Consider the following 14907-nt stretch of genomic DNA (forward strand, 5'->3'; position numbering starts at 1 on the left):
TCGACCGGCACTGCCGTATGACCCAGGAGGCGATATGCGCGAGCTCAGCACTTTGACTACCGAAGAGGCGAATCCGCGGACATCCGCGCTCGACTCCATGTCGGTCGAAGAGTTGTTGCGCACCATGAACTCCGAGGACGCGGGCATAGCTTCCGCTGTCGCACAGGCGATTCCGGAGATCACCAGGGCGGTCGACCTGATCGTCGCCGCGCGCGGGCACGGCGGCCGGTTGATCTATGTCGGCGCGGGGACCAGCGGCAGGCTCGGCGTGCTCGACGCGGTCGAGTGCCCGCCGACCTTCGGCACCGCGCCCGACGAGGTCATCGGGCTCATCGCGGGCGGCTCGGTCGCCTTCGCGCACGCGGTCGAGGGTGCCGAGGACGACCCGGCGCGGGCCGTAAATGACCTGACCGATATCGACCTGACCGCCGACGACGTGATCGTGGCGCTGGCGGCGAGCGGCCGCACCCCCTACGCGATCGGCGCGGTACGGCACGGCCGCGCCATCGGCGCCGCCACCGTCGGCGTCTCGTGCAATCGCGGCGCCGAGCTGAGCGCGTACGCCGACGTCGGCATCGAAATCGACACGGGCCCCGAGGTTTTGACCGGCTCCACCCGGTTGAAGGCGGGCACGGCGCAGAAGATGGTGTGCAACATGCTGTCGACCGCGACCATGGTGCAGTCCGGCAAGGTGTACGGCAACCTCATGGTCGACCTGAAGCCGACCAACGCCAAACTCGTCGACCGGTCGCGCCGCATCATCGCCGATGCCACCGGCGTCGACCTCGCCACCGCCGCCGCGCTGCTCGACGCGGCCGACGGGCACCCGAAGACCGCGATCGTCATGCAGCTGGCCGGCGCCGACGTGGCGACGGCCCGGCGGTTGCTCGCGGGGGCCGGTGGATTCGTCCGGGCCGCCGTCCGCAGCGACGGGTAGGCGCGCCAGGTCGCCTCCGGCGTCGGCGCCGCACCCGCCGGTACGGTGCAGTCATGCCCTTCGTGATCGATGGTCCGATGACGTGCTACCTGATGCCCGACGACCACGCGGAAGCCGAGCAACGGTTCCTCGAAATGGTCGCCGGGCCCGGCGAAACCTGGCTCATCGCCTACGGTTTCACGCTGACCGACGCCGCCGACAACCTGATCGCCGCCCACCAGAAGGGCGTGCCGCTGCACCTGTATCTCGACTACACCCAATCCTCGGGGCACACCCAGAAGCCGATCGTGCAGCGGCTCGTCGACGCGGGCGTCGAGGTCACCATCGGCACCAGCACCAGCGGCCGCAAATACATCTGCCACACCAAAGGTCTGGTGGTGGACGCGCCGACCGGCCCGCAGTGCTGGGAGGGCTCGGTCAACTTCAGCACCAGCGGTTGGTTGCAGGTCAATACCGCGATGAACTTCGGCGCGCAGACCTGGCGCGACCACTTCGTCGCCCAGTTCAACACCCTGCGCCACTACGCCTGGACCGAGGAACGCGAACTACAGCTCATGAAGGCACCACCGGTCGACTTCGGCGACGAGTCCATCCCGATGCTCCCGCTCTCGGTCTGAGCGCGACACAATAGATCGGGCTGAGCCGATCTCACCGATATGGAGGGGGTATCCGTGACGGGTATCAAAACCGCTGCGCGCCTGGCACTTTCCGCGCTGGCCGCGGTCGCGTGCTGCGCCGGATGTAGCTCCGACGAGAAGTCCGACAACACCAAGCCCATCACGTGGGGCTCCTGCCCAGCGGAGTATGGCAACGCGGTGCAGTGCGCGACCGTCGATGTGCCGCTCGACTGGAACAACCCGGGCGGCAAGAAGATTCAGGTCGGCGTCAACCGGCTCCCGGCGACCGACCCGGCGCGGAAGATCGGGGATCTGGTGTTCAACCCGGGCGGGCCCGGCGGCGCGGGCACCGAGATCGTGGCCGCCGAAGGTGCCCGGCCCGGCCTCTTCCCGACCAGCATCCGGCAGCGCTTCGACCTGATCGGCTACGACCCGCGCGGCGTCGGCACCAGCCGACCGGGCATCCGATGCGATCCGACCTACCCCCACCACCTGGATCAATTCCCTAGCAGTCAAACGGAATTCGATGATCTGGTGACAGCGAACAAAGCATTCGGCACCTCGTGCCAGGAACAGACCGGTGACCTGCTCGACCATGTCGACACCGTGCATGTCGCCCGCGATCTCGAGGTGCTACGCCAACGACTCGGCGGGGCACCACTGAACTACCTCGGCCTGTCCTACGGCACCGAGATCGGCGCGGAGTACGCCCGCCTGTTCCCCGACAAGAGCCGCACCCTGGCCCTGGACGGCGCGCTCGTGCATTCGCAACCGGCCGGCACCATGAGTTACTACGAGTCCATCGCCTTCGAGGACAGCTGGAACCGGTTCGCGCAGTGGTGCCGATCCGCCGCCGAATGCGCACTGCGCGAACAGGATCCGTCGCAGGTCCTGGACGATCTGGTCACCCGGGCGAAGCAGCGGCCGCTGCCAGCGCCGAGCTGCCGCCCCGCCGACGCGTGCCGCTCCCCGGTAGGCGTCGTCGCGCTGTTGACCAACCTCCAGGGCCAACTGCTGTTCAAAGATCCCATCCCGAGCATCGGCATCAACGGCTGGCCCGGCCTGGCCACCCTGCTCGACCAGGCCCGCAACGGTGATGCAGGCGACCTGGCCGCGGACGCGCCCAACTATGCCGACCTGGCCGTCGGCTGCGCGGACTTCCGGTCCGATTTCGACACCTATCCGGCCTTGAAGTCCCAGCAGACCCTGCTTGCCACCATCGCACCGCACACCCGCGGCGTCAGCCAGTCCTACAGCTACATCACGCGCTGCCAGGGCTGGCCTGCCGAATTCACCAATCCCCCAAAGGAAACCACTGCCAAGCCCACCATTACACCGCTGATCGTCAACGCGACCCACGATCCGTCGACGTCCTACGGCTGGGCGCAACTGCTGTCGACCCAGATCCGCGGAGCCGTCCTGCTGACCAGGGACGGTGACGGACACACGTCCTTCCTCCGCCCGGGCCGCACGCAGGACGCCATCGCCCGCTATCTCATCGACGGCACCGCACCGGCCGCGGGAATCGTGCTACCGGACTAGTCCTTCGGCCAGTGCCGGTCGAGGAAGTCGGCGATGAGCGGCGCGATGTCGGGCAGCTTTTCCTCGAGCGCGAAGTGGCCGGTGTCGAAGAGGTGCAGTTCGGCGTCGGGGACGTCGTGGAGGTAGGCGTGCGCGCCGGGTTCCGGGAAGAAAGGGTCGTTGCGGCCCCAGATGATCAGGGTCGGCGGGGTCGCGGTGCGCAGCCAGTCCTGCCACCGCGGATACTGCGCGACGTTGGCGTGGTAGTCGAAGGCAAGGGCCACTTGGGCTTCCTTGCGTCCGGGCAGGTCGAGAAAGTGCTGGTCGAGAGTCCAGCCGTCCGGCGCGAGCAGGTCGGGATCGAAGACGCCGTGCTCGTACTGGCCGCGAGTGCCGGCAAGGGTGAGCAGGTCACGGATCGCGGGCTCGGCCTCGGGCTGGTCCGGGCGCAATGCGACGAAATCGCGGGCCCCGTCGGAAAGGCCTTCCTTGTAAGCGTTGCCGTTCTGCACCACCAGCCCCGCCACCCATTCCGGGTGCCTGGTCGCGATGCGGAAGCCGACCGGCGCGCCGAAATCGAAGGCGTACAAGAAGAACCGGGTGAGTTCCAGGCGCTCCAGGAATCCTTCGACGATGTCGGCCAGCCGATCGAAGGAGTAGGTGAACGACTCGGACGCCTCCGTGTGCCCGAAGCCCGGATAGTCGGGCGCGATGAGCCGATAGCTGCTGCCCAGCGCGTCGATCAGCCGACGAAACTGGTGCGAGGCCGACGGAAAACCGTGCAGCAGGAGCAACACCGGCGCGTCGTCGGGCCCGGCCTGCCGGTAGAACACCCGAACACCATCGACCTCGACGAACCTGTGCTCGACCCGAGGTAAATCATTAACCGGCATAGCTGATCCTTCTCCTGATAGCCCAAGCCCGGCGCCGCAGCGCCGGAACTTGTGAAACCACCGGGAGTACGCAGGCATTCCATTACCGATGACTGCGTTCGGCCTAGATGGGAGACACACCCTACGGCCTTCCGATGTCGATGTCCGCGAGCCAACCCCATCGGTTCACGGCTCAATCAACCGGGGGTTCCCTTTGCCAACACCCCAGCCACGACCAACCACAGCCGCTTTACCGGTGGTCAGGCCGACCAGCGGACGTCCAGAGAACGCGCGGTAATGCCGAATTCCGTGCATCTCTCTGGAGACTCGGACAATCTGGCGGGCGATCGGCCTCTCGGCAACTAGATTGCGCTTGGACCCATTCGCCGATAGACCAGCCTGGGGTTCGCGGCCAAAGCCCCTCCGAGCGGCAACGACTACCGCCGGACGGCGACGGCCCCGTTATGTGGCTGCCTACCCAAAAGCGTCGCTAGAACATTGCGGTGCCACCAGCTCGAGGTCCGCCTTGATCTTGGCGCGGGTCTTCGTCGAAAGGTCAGGCAGTCTCTTCGTGATCTCTGCCTCCATTTGTTCGCTGACCTTGCGTTGCTCCTCGACCGGCAGTTCCGTCGGGGGTCGCTCGAGTGCCTGGCTGTCGAGGATTTCATCGAGTACCTTCAGCTGCTTGGCGGTCAGCGTGTACCCCTCGTGGGGCTTGTGAAGCTCCGCCTTCAGGCACGTAACATACTTCTTCATCTGGAGCTCTGTCTGTTTCGCGTGCGCTGCGCCCACGACAGGACCGGTCAGCGCAAGTGTGGCGATAGTCAACGTCGCAACGAGCAGACGGCGAGATTGCACAGTTCCCCTACCTTGCTTTCGATGGGATCGGCGCTCGTCATCGTTCTCGAAGCCGATAGCGCCAGGGCCGCAGACGCTACCGGCGAGGACCTGGTGAAACTGCCTGACACGCGAAGAACTCGTCCGGAGACTCGACTGTTGCGGCCCCGCAAACGTCCGGTATTGCCGATTACCGTGCATCGATCCGCGGTGAACTTTCCCTTCGATCCGTGGCACTCTCCGACGGGTTTCCGCAAATCCACGCGCGACTTGCACGAAAAGTTCACTTCTACGGGCGAATTCATGGCCGATCGCAGCCAAGTACACCCTGGTTATCGGAGATTCCGTTTGCTGCTACCGGCGGGATCGGTGGGTCTGGTCGAGACGCGTGAGCCATTCGCGCAGCAGGCCGGCTTCGAAGACGCTGAAGCCCGCGTCGGTCACGGGGTCAGCGTTGCCAGCGGGGGTGATGATTCCGAGTAGTGACTGTGCACGGTCGGCGATGGGGGAGCGGTCGTCGGCGCGGGGTGCGGCTTGCTCAGTGAGGGCGTCGAGCACGATGTCGCGTAACGGCCGGATCAACTGGGCGTCCTGAGACTGTTCCGGCTGGGCCAGCAAGAGTAGAACCGCGCCGGTCGTGGACGCCTCAATGGCTACCATGGCCGCCTCGACAGGCACCCGGAGCAGCCCTTGTTCGTTGGCGCGTTCGAGCATGCCGCGCAGGATGGCCCGGTTTTCCGTTACTGCCGCGGGGTGGCGGTCCGGTCGCAGGTTCGTGTACATCAGCGTATAGATCGCGGGGTTGGCCAAGCCGAACTCGACGTGCGTCTCCCAGCCTCGGCGCAAATCCTCGACCGGGTCCTGACTAGGCAGGAACGCACGCTTCTCGGCGAGGTAGCTCTCGAAACCGAAGCTGGCCACCGCGTCGAGCAGTGCGTCCTTGTCGCCGAACAACCGATACAGCGTCGGTGTCTGAACTCCGGCCGCTGTCGCGACCGCGCGGGTGGACAGCCCGGATGGCCCGGCGTCGGCGAGCAAGGTCACTGCCGCGCTCAGGATGCGCTCGCGTTGATCGTCCGAGCTGCCGCGTCGATCCAGTGATGACATGTTTCGATGGTAACGGAAAGTTGTTGACGTTGACAATGACACTGTCATGGTAATAGCGTTATCAATGTCAACAACAGGTGGAAGTGGCAGAGAACCCCGCCGCCCTGCACGACGTAAGGATCCAACATGCCCTCCGTTCACGTCGCTATCGCTTACTACTCCGGCTACGGGCACACCCTCGAGCTCGCCAAGGCCGTTCACGACGGCATCGAGTCGGTACCCGAGGCCTGCGCCGACATGGTCGATGTCGCCGACATGACCGACGCCAAGTGGGCGATCCTCGATTCCGCTGACGCGATCATCTTCGGAACGCCGACCTACATGGGATCGGCATCCGGGGCGTTCCACGCATTCGCCGAAGCGACCTCCAAGCGCTGGATGGCCCAGCAATGGCTGGACAAACTCGCGTCCGGCTTCACCAACTCAGGATCGATGAGCGGCGACAAGCTGCACACGCTGCAATACCTGGCTCTGCTGGCCGCCCAACATGGCATGCACTGGGTCAGTCTGGGCCTGCTGCCCGGCTGGAATACCACAACCAGCAGCGAACACGACGACAATCGGCTCGGGTTCTACCTCGGCGCGGGCGCCCAAACCTGGAACGACCAAGGACCGGACGCCGTCCACACCGCCGACATAACCACCGTCCGCCACCTCGGAGCCCGGGTCGCAACTCAAGCACTGCGCTATCGACATCCTGTCGCGTCATAGACCCCGCTGTTTCCCGGCGCGCGTTCCGGGTCGTCCATCTTGCTCGGTTCGGAACGGCCCGTGCAAGCACTCGAAAGGTCAACGGGCCGCGGGCATCCCGCACCGGCCGAACGACGCTTCTGGAAGGGGTAACAGCCGCCGCGGATCAGATCTCGGAATTGTGGTCAATGCGATGCGATAACCGCTCGGCGAAAGTTTCCGCCCCATGCAGCCGACTCGGAGTCGTCGTCGATCTCCGGGTTCGATTCGCAGTTTTCGCCTGACCGAGATCGCCTGCCCGCTTGCCGCCACCCGGACGGGCCTGCAATGCGAAGATCCGAATACACCACGAGGCGTATGCCTCCACCGACATGCCCGCAGTGTCGATCAAGGTGCGCCAGTCGTCTTCGCCGACGGTCACCACAATCTCTTTGCTCGCTATGGGGGACAACGCTAGACCCTGCATGTCGGCTCAGCGCGTTCCCCAGGACCCCCTCGGATATCCGCACATGCCGCGAACCGCGCGATTCCAACCGGCTATGGGGCGTCGCGAACAGACGCCTTCAGCTGGCAGGCATGATGCCTGTCATGGTCATCGAAAGCCCGGACGGTGAGCAGTTTCGGTTTCTCGTCGAGGCGGCTTTCACCGTGACAGGTCGCGGGACCGCTGTCGTTGGATACGTCGAGTCCGGCGTGACGTCCGTCGGCGATCGGCTGCGGCTAGTACGAGCCGACGGCAGACTAGGGCCGTCGGATATCTGCTGGGCCATAGAGGCCGTGAACAAAGGCGGGTGGCAACCGGATCAGCCTGCACCGATCGGTCTGGTCTTCCGAGCGCTTAGAAAATCAGATTTCAAGCCGGGCGATGTCATCGTTGGTGATGTCGAGGGGTCGTAGCCGCAGCCCCTTGAACATCGCTTATCAGCGTAAGACGTTCTGCGTCACGTCTGTACGCGCTGACTCTAGTCAGGACTAATGAGCGGTAATGCCGCGTGGCGCGCGTTCTGCGTGGCGAGATCGACTGCGGCGCAGAACGTCCGATATTGCCGATCATGTTGTGTTCGCAGCGGCCGTCGCACGCTGTCGAGCACGAGCTCAACTGGATTGCGTGACCGAGGACCATAGGCCAAGCCACTGCTCGGCGCCGTACTCCTGGAACCGCTCCACCTCGGTGAATCCCAGTTTCGCCGCGAGGCGCATCGCGCGATCGTTGGCCGTCTGGGTGCACAGCGCCAGCGGCTCGCTGGGAAGTGCGGCAGCGAACCAGTCGAGGACGGCTGTGCAGGCTTCGGCGGCATACCCGCGTCCCCACGCCGCCGGCAACATCATGTAGCCAAGCTCGGCATCCCCGGCATCCGGACGGACGCGACTCGGACGCGCTGTGCCGCGCCGATCGAGAGTGATCATGCCGATCATCGTCCCGTCGAGCTCGACGACGAAAACGCCAGGACGCCGCCCTGGTACCTCAGGCATCTCACGCTCGAGCGCATCACTTGGTCGAGGGCCGCCGACGTAGGTACCCACCTCGGGTGAGGTGAACAGCTCGATGAACGCCGCGCGGTCCCGGGCTGCGGACCCGCGCAGGACCAGCCGCTCGGTGCTGATCGGAGAAGGTGGCCAGGCGACGGGTCCGAGCTCGGTCATGGCGGCAACCTATCGCACGCCGGGCGAGCGCGCTCTCGCGCAACTTGCGACCGAAAGCTCATGCCGCCTATCGCGCTTGGGCGAACGTCCGCCTCTGCCGCGTTGCGCGCTGATCGAACCGGCCAGTGCGGCTCTGCGGAAGATCGACCAGCAGTACCGATCCGAGGCTGGGTTCAACGCCGAAACTGCCGATTTCACGTCGTGGGTGAAGGCCGGACCGTGGGGGCCGATCGCGGTCGGGTTGAGGCGCGGATGTCTGCTCAGCTGAGATAGACGGCCATCCCGGCTGCTGCGAGACACGCTGCGGCTAAGAGCTGCAGAATTCGGTCGTCCAACACGATCTCTTCGGGTTCACCGGCCTGGCCGCCATCGACGTCGACCGCGTAGCGCAGGAGGCTGATCGTGAAGGGAATCATCGAGATTGCGAACCATGGGTTGTCCTGGTGATCGGGCTCGAACGCCCACAGCCCGTAAAAGACCACGACCGCGGTACCGGACAAGGTCCATATGAAACGCAGATAGGTAGGCGTGTAGTACTGCAGCGACTTGCGAATCTTGGCACCGGTGTCGAGCGCGATCCTCAGCTCGGCATAGCGCTTGCCCGCGGCCATGAACAGCGAGCCGGAGGCCGCGATCAACAGGAACCATTGGGACAGATGAATGTTGGCCGCCACACCACCAGCGACCGTGCGCAATACGAAGCCCGACGACACGATGCAGATGTCGAGCACCGCTTGATGCTTGAGCCCGAAGCAGTAGGCGAGCTGGATACCGATGTACACCGCCATCACCACTGCCAGCTGCCACGTGGCCGCGAATGAGATCAGGATCGAGGCGCCCAGGAGTACCACCGACAGCACGTACGCCAGATTCACCGGCACGACACCGGCGGCGATCGGCCGGAAACGTTTGGTCGGATGCGCTCGGTCTGCCTCCACATCGAGCGCGTCGTTGACCAGATAGATCCCCGAGGCCGCCACACAGAACACCACCAACGCGATACCGATATGAAGGACGCGGGTCAGGTCGGACAAGACGAAGGTGTCAGTTCCCGGAATCGTGCCTGCGGCCAGCGGCGCGGCCAGCACCAAGACGTTCTTCACCCACTGGCGTGGCCGCACAGCTTTGACCAGTCCACCAGCCATGGTCTTGGGCGGTCCGGAAAGGACAGCGTCGTCGAGTTCGATGGTTGTTGGCTCTTCACTCATATCAACCTGCCTGCTTCCCGTCGCGGTGCACTAATCTCGTTGCGCGGCTGGCACTGCCGCCATTACGCCGCCGGGATTGTGTCGACCGTAGAACCGCCCACGACATACTCCCAAACATCCACCCGTATGTCTTCGGTCAATCTTTCTTCTACCTCCGCCAGTTCGACGGAACGGGCGCGAAGCCAGCAGCACAGGCAGTTGAGCGAGCGATCGGCAAGTCGAGATCGACTGCCTCGCAGAACGTCCGCTTCTGCCGCTGGGCGCGCGTTGGTCGGCCGTCCAAATCGATTGGCTGACAGCGCTTCCCAACGCCCGCACATGCCGAATACCGGCGTCGGCGCGCGCCCCAAGGCACAGGGGCCGCCTGTTGCTCGCAAGCGAAAGTTGGTTGCGGCCGTTCCGAATCCAGGTTTCGAAACGGTCGCACAGACTTTGACGATGCCTCGATTCACGAACTCGCGCGCCGCATGTTCGTGAAATACGCCGCCGGTTCCCGCGTGATCAGCCCGTACCCGCCGTCCGGAGTCGCCGCGAACGGAGCGGGCAGATACAGCACCGGCAGCACCTCACCGATCAACGCCCGCTTCTCCCGCGTGATCCGATAACCGATCTCGACCACCTCGGGCACATCATCATCCACAACCCCACCGCCGTCGCGCCGGACGCACCCATACGGTTCGAGCCGCACCGTCCGAATCGCCGTCCGCGCCCATCGGAACAGCACACACGCACTCGCACCTGGCCGCGCGTACTCCACCAACCCCACACCATCACCCCAGAAGACGAACTGCTCATCCTCCATCGAGCTGTGATACCCGGCCTCCACACTCCACTGACCGATGATCTCGTCACCACGCATCGAGCGATTGAACCACCGCACCACCGCACCCGGCGAGCACGTCCGCAACTAGCCGAACCCGGCGTGCCGGCTTTCCCGGCACCGGGCTCTCCAGTGACCTATACCGCGAGGTCACGGGCGACACCCGAAACCGTTTAGCCGCAGCTTCACCCGGCCGGTTATGGTCGACCACATCGGCGCTGTCGTGCGGTGACTGAAAACGCAACGCGCACCCGTTCTTTCGGCGTTCGGATGACATCCTGTCACGGGTTCGGCGCGGGTTCTCTTCGGTCGTAATCCATTTGGCGCGCTTGGATTTCGTCGGCATTGGCGACCGTCCAGGCGTATAACCGGTCGAACGGCTCCTGCAGGGATTCGCCGAGCGGGGTGCGCGAGTACTCGACCCCGACCGGGGACGTCGCCAGCACGCGGCGAACGATCATCCCGTTGCGTTCCAGACGGCGCAGGGTCTGGGTCAGGACCCGCTGGGTCACACCTTCGAGGCGGCGCTTGATCTCGTTGAACCGGCGGGGCTCGTCGAGGATCGTCATCACCATCATCGACCACTTATCGGCGATCTGATCGAGGATCGGGCGGCTCGGGCAGTCGGATCGGAACACGATGGCGGGGTCTGAGCTGGTCATATCGGTATCCTTCGCCATCCTTACGATGCTGAAAGTGCGTTATTGACGCCGGTCTCCCGTCGCCGCAGGGTAAGTATGCATCGGGAACCTAGATGCCTATCGGGTACGGATCGGAGATCTCCATGAACCATGACGCCTACACGACCCTGCACGTGCGCCGTGCGGCAGGCATCGCCTACGTCACGCTCGACAACCCGCCGGTCAACGTGCTGAACGTCGCCCTGATGAGCGACCTGCGGAACCTGCTGGCCGCAGTGCGCGACGACGATTCGATCCGGGTGATCGTGTTCGACAGCGCCGACCCGGAGTTCTTCATCGCGCACGTCGACATGTCGCTGGTCGACACACCGGACGCTTTCGCGGAACTCGCGGCCGACCTGCCGGACGGCGTCAACGTCTTCCAAGCCCTCGGCGAATTGCTCCGGCACCAACCCCAGGTGACCATCGTCAAACTTGCCGGGATAGCGCGCGGTGGCGGAGCGGAATTCGTTGCGGCCGCGGACATGTCGTTCGCGGCGATCGGTCGGGCAGGGATCGGTCAGATCGAAGCGCTCATGGGCATCGTCCCTGGCGGTGGTGGCACACAGTACCTGGCCGCCCGAGTCGGACGGCACCGCGCGCTGGAGGCGGTACTGGGTGCCGAGCTGTTCGACGCCGAGACCGCGCAGCGCTACGGCTGGGTCAACCGGGCTGTTCCCGCCGACGAGCTCGACGACCTGGTCGACCGCCTCGCCCGCAACATCGCGGCCCTGCCCGAAGGGGTGATCGCGGCGGCCAAGCGCGCCGTCGCCCCCGAGGACCTCGGCGAGGGCTTGCTGCGCGAGCACCTCGCCTGGGCGGGCACGTTCGCCCGTCCCGCGGCCGAGCGATTGATCCGCGGCGGAATGGCCAACGGCGCCCAGACCCGCGCGGGCGAGCGCGATCTGGAGGGGCTGCTTCGGGGTCTGGCCGGATAGGACTGAAGGATCCGGTCCAGCCGTGTCTCTGCTACCCCGCCTTCTTGGACGGGCACAGCGCCGGATCCACCACCGCCAGCATGTCGGTTGCGGCCCCACTGTTGCTGGGGTGTGCGTTGACGGTAACGGTGACCGCAATTCCATTACCCGCGCGCTTTTGCGCAGCCCGCGCCCGAGCAGCATCAGACGACCTCTCGTCATGCGCACCTTTGTCTCGCTCACCGCCATCGCCACCATCCGTCGGCCTTGCCGCCACCACCCCGGCCGACCCCGGCACAATCGGCTTCACCGCCGCTACCGACCACGAATCGGCCACCATCACTGTCGACTCCGGCACGTTCGTGGTCGAGAAAGGCACACTCGAGATCGAATCTGTCGACGGTTCGGTGCTGGCCGGGACCGAATTGTCCTTCCGGGTAGGCGATTTCACCTTTCCCATCGACACCGAGATCCGGGACCGCACCGCCACCCTGACTCCGCGCCTGGATCCGGCACAGGCGGTGTACCAGCCGGTCGCCCTCCCCTTCGAGGACACCGCATCGTTCAAGACGCCCTACGAGCGCGAACAAGCCGCCGCGACGATCTGTGCACAGCGGTATCGGCGGTGGCTGGACCGAAGCGAAGCTGAACTCCTGAGGCCGAGCGATTGCGTCGCCTGGCCCAGCGCCAGCCCCGCCGGCGGGGCCGGTGCTCCGGCTTGACTTGGAGTGCGCTCCAAGTCCTAGTGTCGGAGGCGTTCGTCAGCCCTTCGAGGTACCGCCCGGTCCGCCGGGCAGAGGAGTATCCGCACATGATCACCCGAACCACGCTCGGCTCGCCCGGTCTCACCGTCAGCGCGATGGGACTGGGATGCATGGGGATGAGCGAAAGCTACGGCCCCGCCGACTGGGACGGCGGCCTGGCCACCATCGACCGGGCCCTGGAACTGGGCATCACGTTCCTGGACACCGCCGACGCCTACGGCACCGGGCACAACGAGGTGCTGGTGGGCCGGGCCATCCACGGCCGCCGGGACCAGGTGCAGTTGGCCACCAAGTTCGGCATCGATCGCAGCGCCGGCGACCGGGCACGCCGCATCCGCGGTGCCCGCGACTACGTGCTGCGCTCCTGCGACGCCTCGCTGCTGCGGCTGGGCGTCGAGGTGATCGACCTGTACTACGCCCACCGCCCGCCCCAGGACGTGGAGATCGAGGAGACCGTCGGGGCGATGGCCGAGCTGGTCGAGGCGGGCAAGGTGCGCCATCTGGGCCTGTCCGAGGTCGACGGCGAACTGCTGCGCCGGGCGCATGCGGTGCACCCGATCACCGCGGTGCAGAGCGAATACTCGCTGTGGACCCGCGACGTCGAGGCGGTCACCCCGGTGATGGCCGAGCTGGGGGTCGGGTTGGTGCCGTACTCGCCGCTGGGGCGAGGGTTCCTGACCGGCACCCTGGACCGCTCCACGCTGGGCGACAAGGACTTCCGGAGCACCAACCCCCGCTTCGCCGGCGAGGCGGGCGAGGCCAACGAGAAGATCGCGCAGACCGTGCGCGAGGTGGCCGACCGGCTGGGTGCCACCCCGGCCCAGGTGGCGCTGGCCTGGGTGTACGCCCAGACTGAGCGGCTCGGGGTGGCGGTGGCGACCATTCCGGGCACCCGCAGCCCGGCCCGGCTGGAGCAGAACGCGGCCGCGCTGGAGCTCACCCTGGACGCCGAGGCGCTGGCCGCACTGGACCCGCTGAGCGACCAGGTGACGGGCGAGCGCTACACCCCCGCGCACACCGCTGAGGTCGCTCGGGGTTAGCCGGTCTTTCAGGTTCGATACTCCCCTCTGAGCCCGAAAAGTGGACTGCTGCAACATGATTGTGGCTTCGCCCATCCGCACTTCATGTGATGATCGGACCCATGACTGATACGCCTGAGCCCTCGAGCGACTTTCAGCCTCCCAGCAACTTTCAGCGAGCTGACTTGCCCATCTCGTCGAAGAGTCCCACATTCTGCCGGGGCCACCGGGACTGCCCGACCGGCTCTTGCCGCACGGCGCGCGTATTCGGTGACAGTTGCCAGCTCCGTCGCGCTACGCGGAGGGGTTGTTCGTTTCCAGTATGTCCGTCCGACCTGGATGTTCGGTCAGGGCTCAACTCACCCGATCGTCACTCCCTGAAGGCGGGATTGTCGTCGATGGAGACGTTCTCCGAGAAGTCGCAGACCTTCAGGGTTGGGTTGAAAACCTGCCGCTTGCCGTTGGTTTGTAACGGGCACGGCGTCACCACGGTCCTGTCCCACACGCGGGTGATGAACCTGGTGGCATCGTCTGGATCTGGATAATCGTCGTTCGCCAACTGGGAGAAGTCCCGTGCCCGCCACTCCGCCAAGGTCGCCCGCTGTGCGTCGGTGAGAGCCGCTTCCCATTGTTCATTCTTAGTCATGCCGGATTCCCTGCCTGAAGTAGTGACAGCCGTTGCACCCCAACTGATTTCAAGCTTGCCGGTGTATATGGTCGCATGTTAGCGCGCTCGATACCGGCGTATCCGGCGATCCCAATGTCTGCGGGTAGTCGTGCGGCTCGTCTGCGAACGTCCGCATCTACCGATGAGCCCGCACTTGATGCCCTCGAGCTCAGCTGGATGTTTGCCTGAGAGATCGGGCAGTTCTCGGGGCCTGGCTAGGCGGGGCGCAAGTCACCCGATTACACGTGGGCCGCGTTGCCCTCGCCGACAAGAACCACCTTCTCGTCGAGGACCGCCGAGTGAACACCGACCGACGTCTCACACATGTACTCCGCCCGCAACGCGGCCGCACGCTGATAGCTCTCAGCCTGCAAGGCTCGCCGCATGTCCGCTTCGGAATCGAAGCTGATCTCCACGATCGCGTCGATCGGCGGCTCCGCACCGTCGCTCATAACGTCGGAAAGATAGTACTGGACATAGGATCTGGTTTCCGGCAGGCCGACGTAGGTCGGTCCGTACTCGTATCGCATGAAACGCCGGAATTCCTCCGTCGTCACATTCGGGCGCTTCCGGATGACCGTCATCATCGTGAACATTGCTGTCCGCC

At 65.4% G+C, this 14907-nt stretch carries 17 protein-coding genes; 8 read left to right on the forward strand and 9 right to left on the reverse strand.

All coding sequences use genetic code 11. The features are described 5' to 3' along the window. Positions 1-34: 34 nt before the first annotated feature. From murQ to ACIBK2_RS20615, 3 genes are read left to right on the forward strand one after another with little or no spacing between them, the layout of a single operon-like run. Positions 35-937: an N-acetylmuramic acid 6-phosphate etherase gene (gene murQ, locus ACIBK2_RS20605; protein ID WP_396969115.1), complete on the forward strand. Its 903-nt coding sequence runs from the start codon at positions 35-37 to the stop codon at positions 935-937. Between the two features lie 53 nt (positions 938-990). Then, positions 991-1554: a phospholipase D-like domain-containing protein gene (locus tag ACIBK2_RS20610; protein ID WP_396969116.1), complete on the forward strand. Its 564-nt coding sequence runs from the start codon at positions 991-993 to the stop codon at positions 1552-1554. A 54-nt stretch (positions 1555-1608) separates the two neighbouring features. Further along, a complete protein-coding gene (locus ACIBK2_RS20615) occupies positions 1609-3096 on the forward strand; it encodes an alpha/beta hydrolase (protein WP_396969117.1) in 1488 nt (495 codons plus the stop codon). On the opposite strand, the gene ACIBK2_RS20620 is transcribed toward ACIBK2_RS20615, so the two are convergent. The 3 genes from ACIBK2_RS20620 to ACIBK2_RS20630 all read right to left on the reverse strand — a co-directional run bounded on the left by ACIBK2_RS20620 (position 3093) and on the right by ACIBK2_RS20630 (position 5891). Then, positions 3093-3968, reverse strand: a complete 876-nt coding sequence (locus tag ACIBK2_RS20620; protein ID WP_396969118.1) for an alpha/beta fold hydrolase — start codon at positions 3966-3968, stop codon at positions 3093-3095. The two genes, ACIBK2_RS20615 and ACIBK2_RS20620, sit on opposite strands and share 4 nt — an antisense overlap. Before the next feature lie 453 nt (positions 3969-4421). Next, the gene (locus tag ACIBK2_RS20625; protein ID WP_396969119.1) at positions 4422-4805 is read right to left on the reverse strand and encodes a hypothetical protein; all 384 of its coding nucleotides are present in this window, start codon (positions 4803-4805) and stop codon (positions 4422-4424) included. Between the two features lie 333 nt (positions 4806-5138). Next, positions 5139-5891 carry a TetR/AcrR family transcriptional regulator gene (locus tag ACIBK2_RS20630; protein ID WP_396969120.1) on the reverse strand — a complete coding sequence of 251 codons (753 nt, stop codon included), beginning with the start codon at positions 5889-5891 and terminating at the stop codon, positions 5139-5141. 126 nt (positions 5892-6017) lie between these two features. On the opposite strand from ACIBK2_RS20630, the gene ACIBK2_RS20635 reads away from it, so the two are divergent. After that, on the forward strand, positions 6018-6602 hold the full coding sequence (locus ACIBK2_RS20635; protein ID WP_396969121.1) for a flavodoxin family protein: 585 nt from the start codon (positions 6018-6020) through the stop codon (positions 6600-6602). Between the two features lie 567 nt (positions 6603-7169). Continuing rightward, positions 7170-7478, forward strand: coding sequence for a hypothetical protein (locus tag ACIBK2_RS20640; RefSeq protein ID WP_396969122.1), 309 nt, complete (start codon positions 7170-7172; stop codon positions 7476-7478). Between the two features lie 198 nt (positions 7479-7676). On the opposite strand, the gene ACIBK2_RS20645 is transcribed toward ACIBK2_RS20640, so the two are convergent. From ACIBK2_RS20645 to ACIBK2_RS20660, 4 genes are all read right to left on the reverse strand, one after another. Continuing rightward, positions 7677-8225, reverse strand: coding sequence for a GNAT family N-acetyltransferase (locus ACIBK2_RS20645; RefSeq protein ID WP_396969123.1), 549 nt, complete (start codon positions 8223-8225; stop codon positions 7677-7679). Positions 8226-8485: 260 nt separating this feature from the next. Then, positions 8486-9433, reverse strand: a complete 948-nt coding sequence (locus tag ACIBK2_RS20650; protein ID WP_396969124.1) for a decaprenyl-phosphate phosphoribosyltransferase — start codon at positions 9431-9433, stop codon at positions 8486-8488. A gap of 448 nt (positions 9434-9881) precedes the next feature. Then, positions 9882-10292, reverse strand: a complete 411-nt coding sequence (locus tag ACIBK2_RS20655) for a hypothetical protein (RefSeq protein ID WP_396969125.1) — start codon at positions 10290-10292, stop codon at positions 9882-9884. 242 nt (positions 10293-10534) lie between these two features. After that, positions 10535-10915, reverse strand: coding sequence for a winged helix-turn-helix transcriptional regulator (locus tag ACIBK2_RS20660; RefSeq protein ID WP_396969126.1), 381 nt, complete (start codon positions 10913-10915; stop codon positions 10535-10537). A 122-nt stretch (positions 10916-11037) separates the two neighbouring features. Here ACIBK2_RS20660 and ACIBK2_RS20665 point away from each other — a divergent pair, with 122 nt between their 5' ends. From ACIBK2_RS20665 to ACIBK2_RS20675, 3 genes are all read left to right on the forward strand, one after another. Then, complete coding sequence (locus tag ACIBK2_RS20665) at positions 11038-11871, forward strand: enoyl-CoA hydratase/isomerase family protein (protein ID WP_396969127.1); 834 nt, start codon at positions 11038-11040, stop codon at positions 11869-11871. A gap of 209 nt (positions 11872-12080) precedes the next feature. Next, the gene (locus ACIBK2_RS20670; protein ID WP_396969128.1) at positions 12081-12572 is read left to right on the forward strand and encodes a hypothetical protein; all 492 of its coding nucleotides are present in this window, start codon (positions 12081-12083) and stop codon (positions 12570-12572) included. Positions 12573-12661: 89 nt separating this feature from the next. Continuing rightward, positions 12662-13654, forward strand: coding sequence for an aldo/keto reductase (locus ACIBK2_RS20675; RefSeq protein ID WP_396969129.1), 993 nt, complete (start codon positions 12662-12664; stop codon positions 13652-13654). A gap of 349 nt (positions 13655-14003) precedes the next feature. Here the strand turns inward: ACIBK2_RS20675 and ACIBK2_RS20680 are convergent, their stop codons facing one another. Together ACIBK2_RS20680 and ACIBK2_RS20685 are read right to left on the reverse strand one after the other, a co-directional pair. Then, on the reverse strand, positions 14004-14279 hold the full coding sequence (locus tag ACIBK2_RS20680) for a chitin binding peritrophin-A domain-containing protein (protein WP_396969130.1): 276 nt from the start codon (positions 14277-14279) through the stop codon (positions 14004-14006). Between the two features lie 260 nt (positions 14280-14539). Next, a complete protein-coding gene (locus ACIBK2_RS20685; protein WP_396969131.1) occupies positions 14540-14896 on the reverse strand; it encodes an EthD domain-containing protein in 357 nt (118 codons plus the stop codon). Positions 14897-14907: the final 11 nt, after the last annotated feature.

It is taken from the genome of Nocardia sp. NPDC050175, assembly GCF_044459885.1.
In the GTDB taxonomy this organism is placed as follows: domain Bacteria; phylum Actinomycetota; class Actinomycetes; order Mycobacteriales; family Mycobacteriaceae; genus Nocardia.

Bases quoted from the DNA above. Each gene is read 5' to 3' on its own strand.
- murQ (WP_396969115.1), top strand. From the start codon at position 35: ATGCGCGAGCTCAGCACTTTGACTACCGAAGAGGCGAATCCGCGGACA.
- ACIBK2_RS20610 (WP_396969116.1), top strand. From the start codon at position 991: ATGCCCTTCGTGATCGATGGTCCGATGACGTGCTACCTGATGCCCGAC.
- ACIBK2_RS20620 (WP_396969118.1), bottom strand. From the start codon at position 3,968: ATGCCGGTTAATGATTTACCTCGGGTCGAGCACAGGTTCGTCGAGGTC.
- ACIBK2_RS20630 (WP_396969120.1), bottom strand. From the start codon at position 5,891: ATGTCATCACTGGATCGACGCGGCAGCTCGGACGATCAACGCGAGCGC.
- ACIBK2_RS20635 (WP_396969121.1), top strand. From the start codon at position 6,018: ATGCCCTCCGTTCACGTCGCTATCGCTTACTACTCCGGCTACGGGCAC.
- ACIBK2_RS20640 (WP_396969122.1), top strand. From the start codon at position 7,170: ATGGTCATCGAAAGCCCGGACGGTGAGCAGTTTCGGTTTCTCGTCGAG.
- ACIBK2_RS20645 (WP_396969123.1), bottom strand. From the start codon at position 8,225: ATGACCGAGCTCGGACCCGTCGCCTGGCCACCTTCTCCGATCAGCACC.
- ACIBK2_RS20650 (WP_396969124.1), bottom strand. From the start codon at position 9,433: ATGAGTGAAGAGCCAACAACCATCGAACTCGACGACGCTGTCCTTTCC.
- ACIBK2_RS20655 (WP_396969125.1), bottom strand. From the start codon at position 10,292: ATGCGTGGTGACGAGATCATCGGTCAGTGGAGTGTGGAGGCCGGGTAT.
- ACIBK2_RS20660 (WP_396969126.1), bottom strand. From the start codon at position 10,915: ATGACCAGCTCAGACCCCGCCATCGTGTTCCGATCCGACTGCCCGAGC.
- ACIBK2_RS20665 (WP_396969127.1), top strand. From the start codon at position 11,038: ATGAACCATGACGCCTACACGACCCTGCACGTGCGCCGTGCGGCAGGC.
- ACIBK2_RS20675 (WP_396969129.1), top strand. From the start codon at position 12,662: ATGATCACCCGAACCACGCTCGGCTCGCCCGGTCTCACCGTCAGCGCG.
- ACIBK2_RS20680 (WP_396969130.1), bottom strand. From the start codon at position 14,279: ATGACTAAGAATGAACAATGGGAAGCGGCTCTCACCGACGCACAGCGG.
- ACIBK2_RS20685 (WP_396969131.1), bottom strand. From the start codon at position 14,896: ATGTTCACGATGATGACGGTCATCCGGAAGCGCCCGAATGTGACGACG.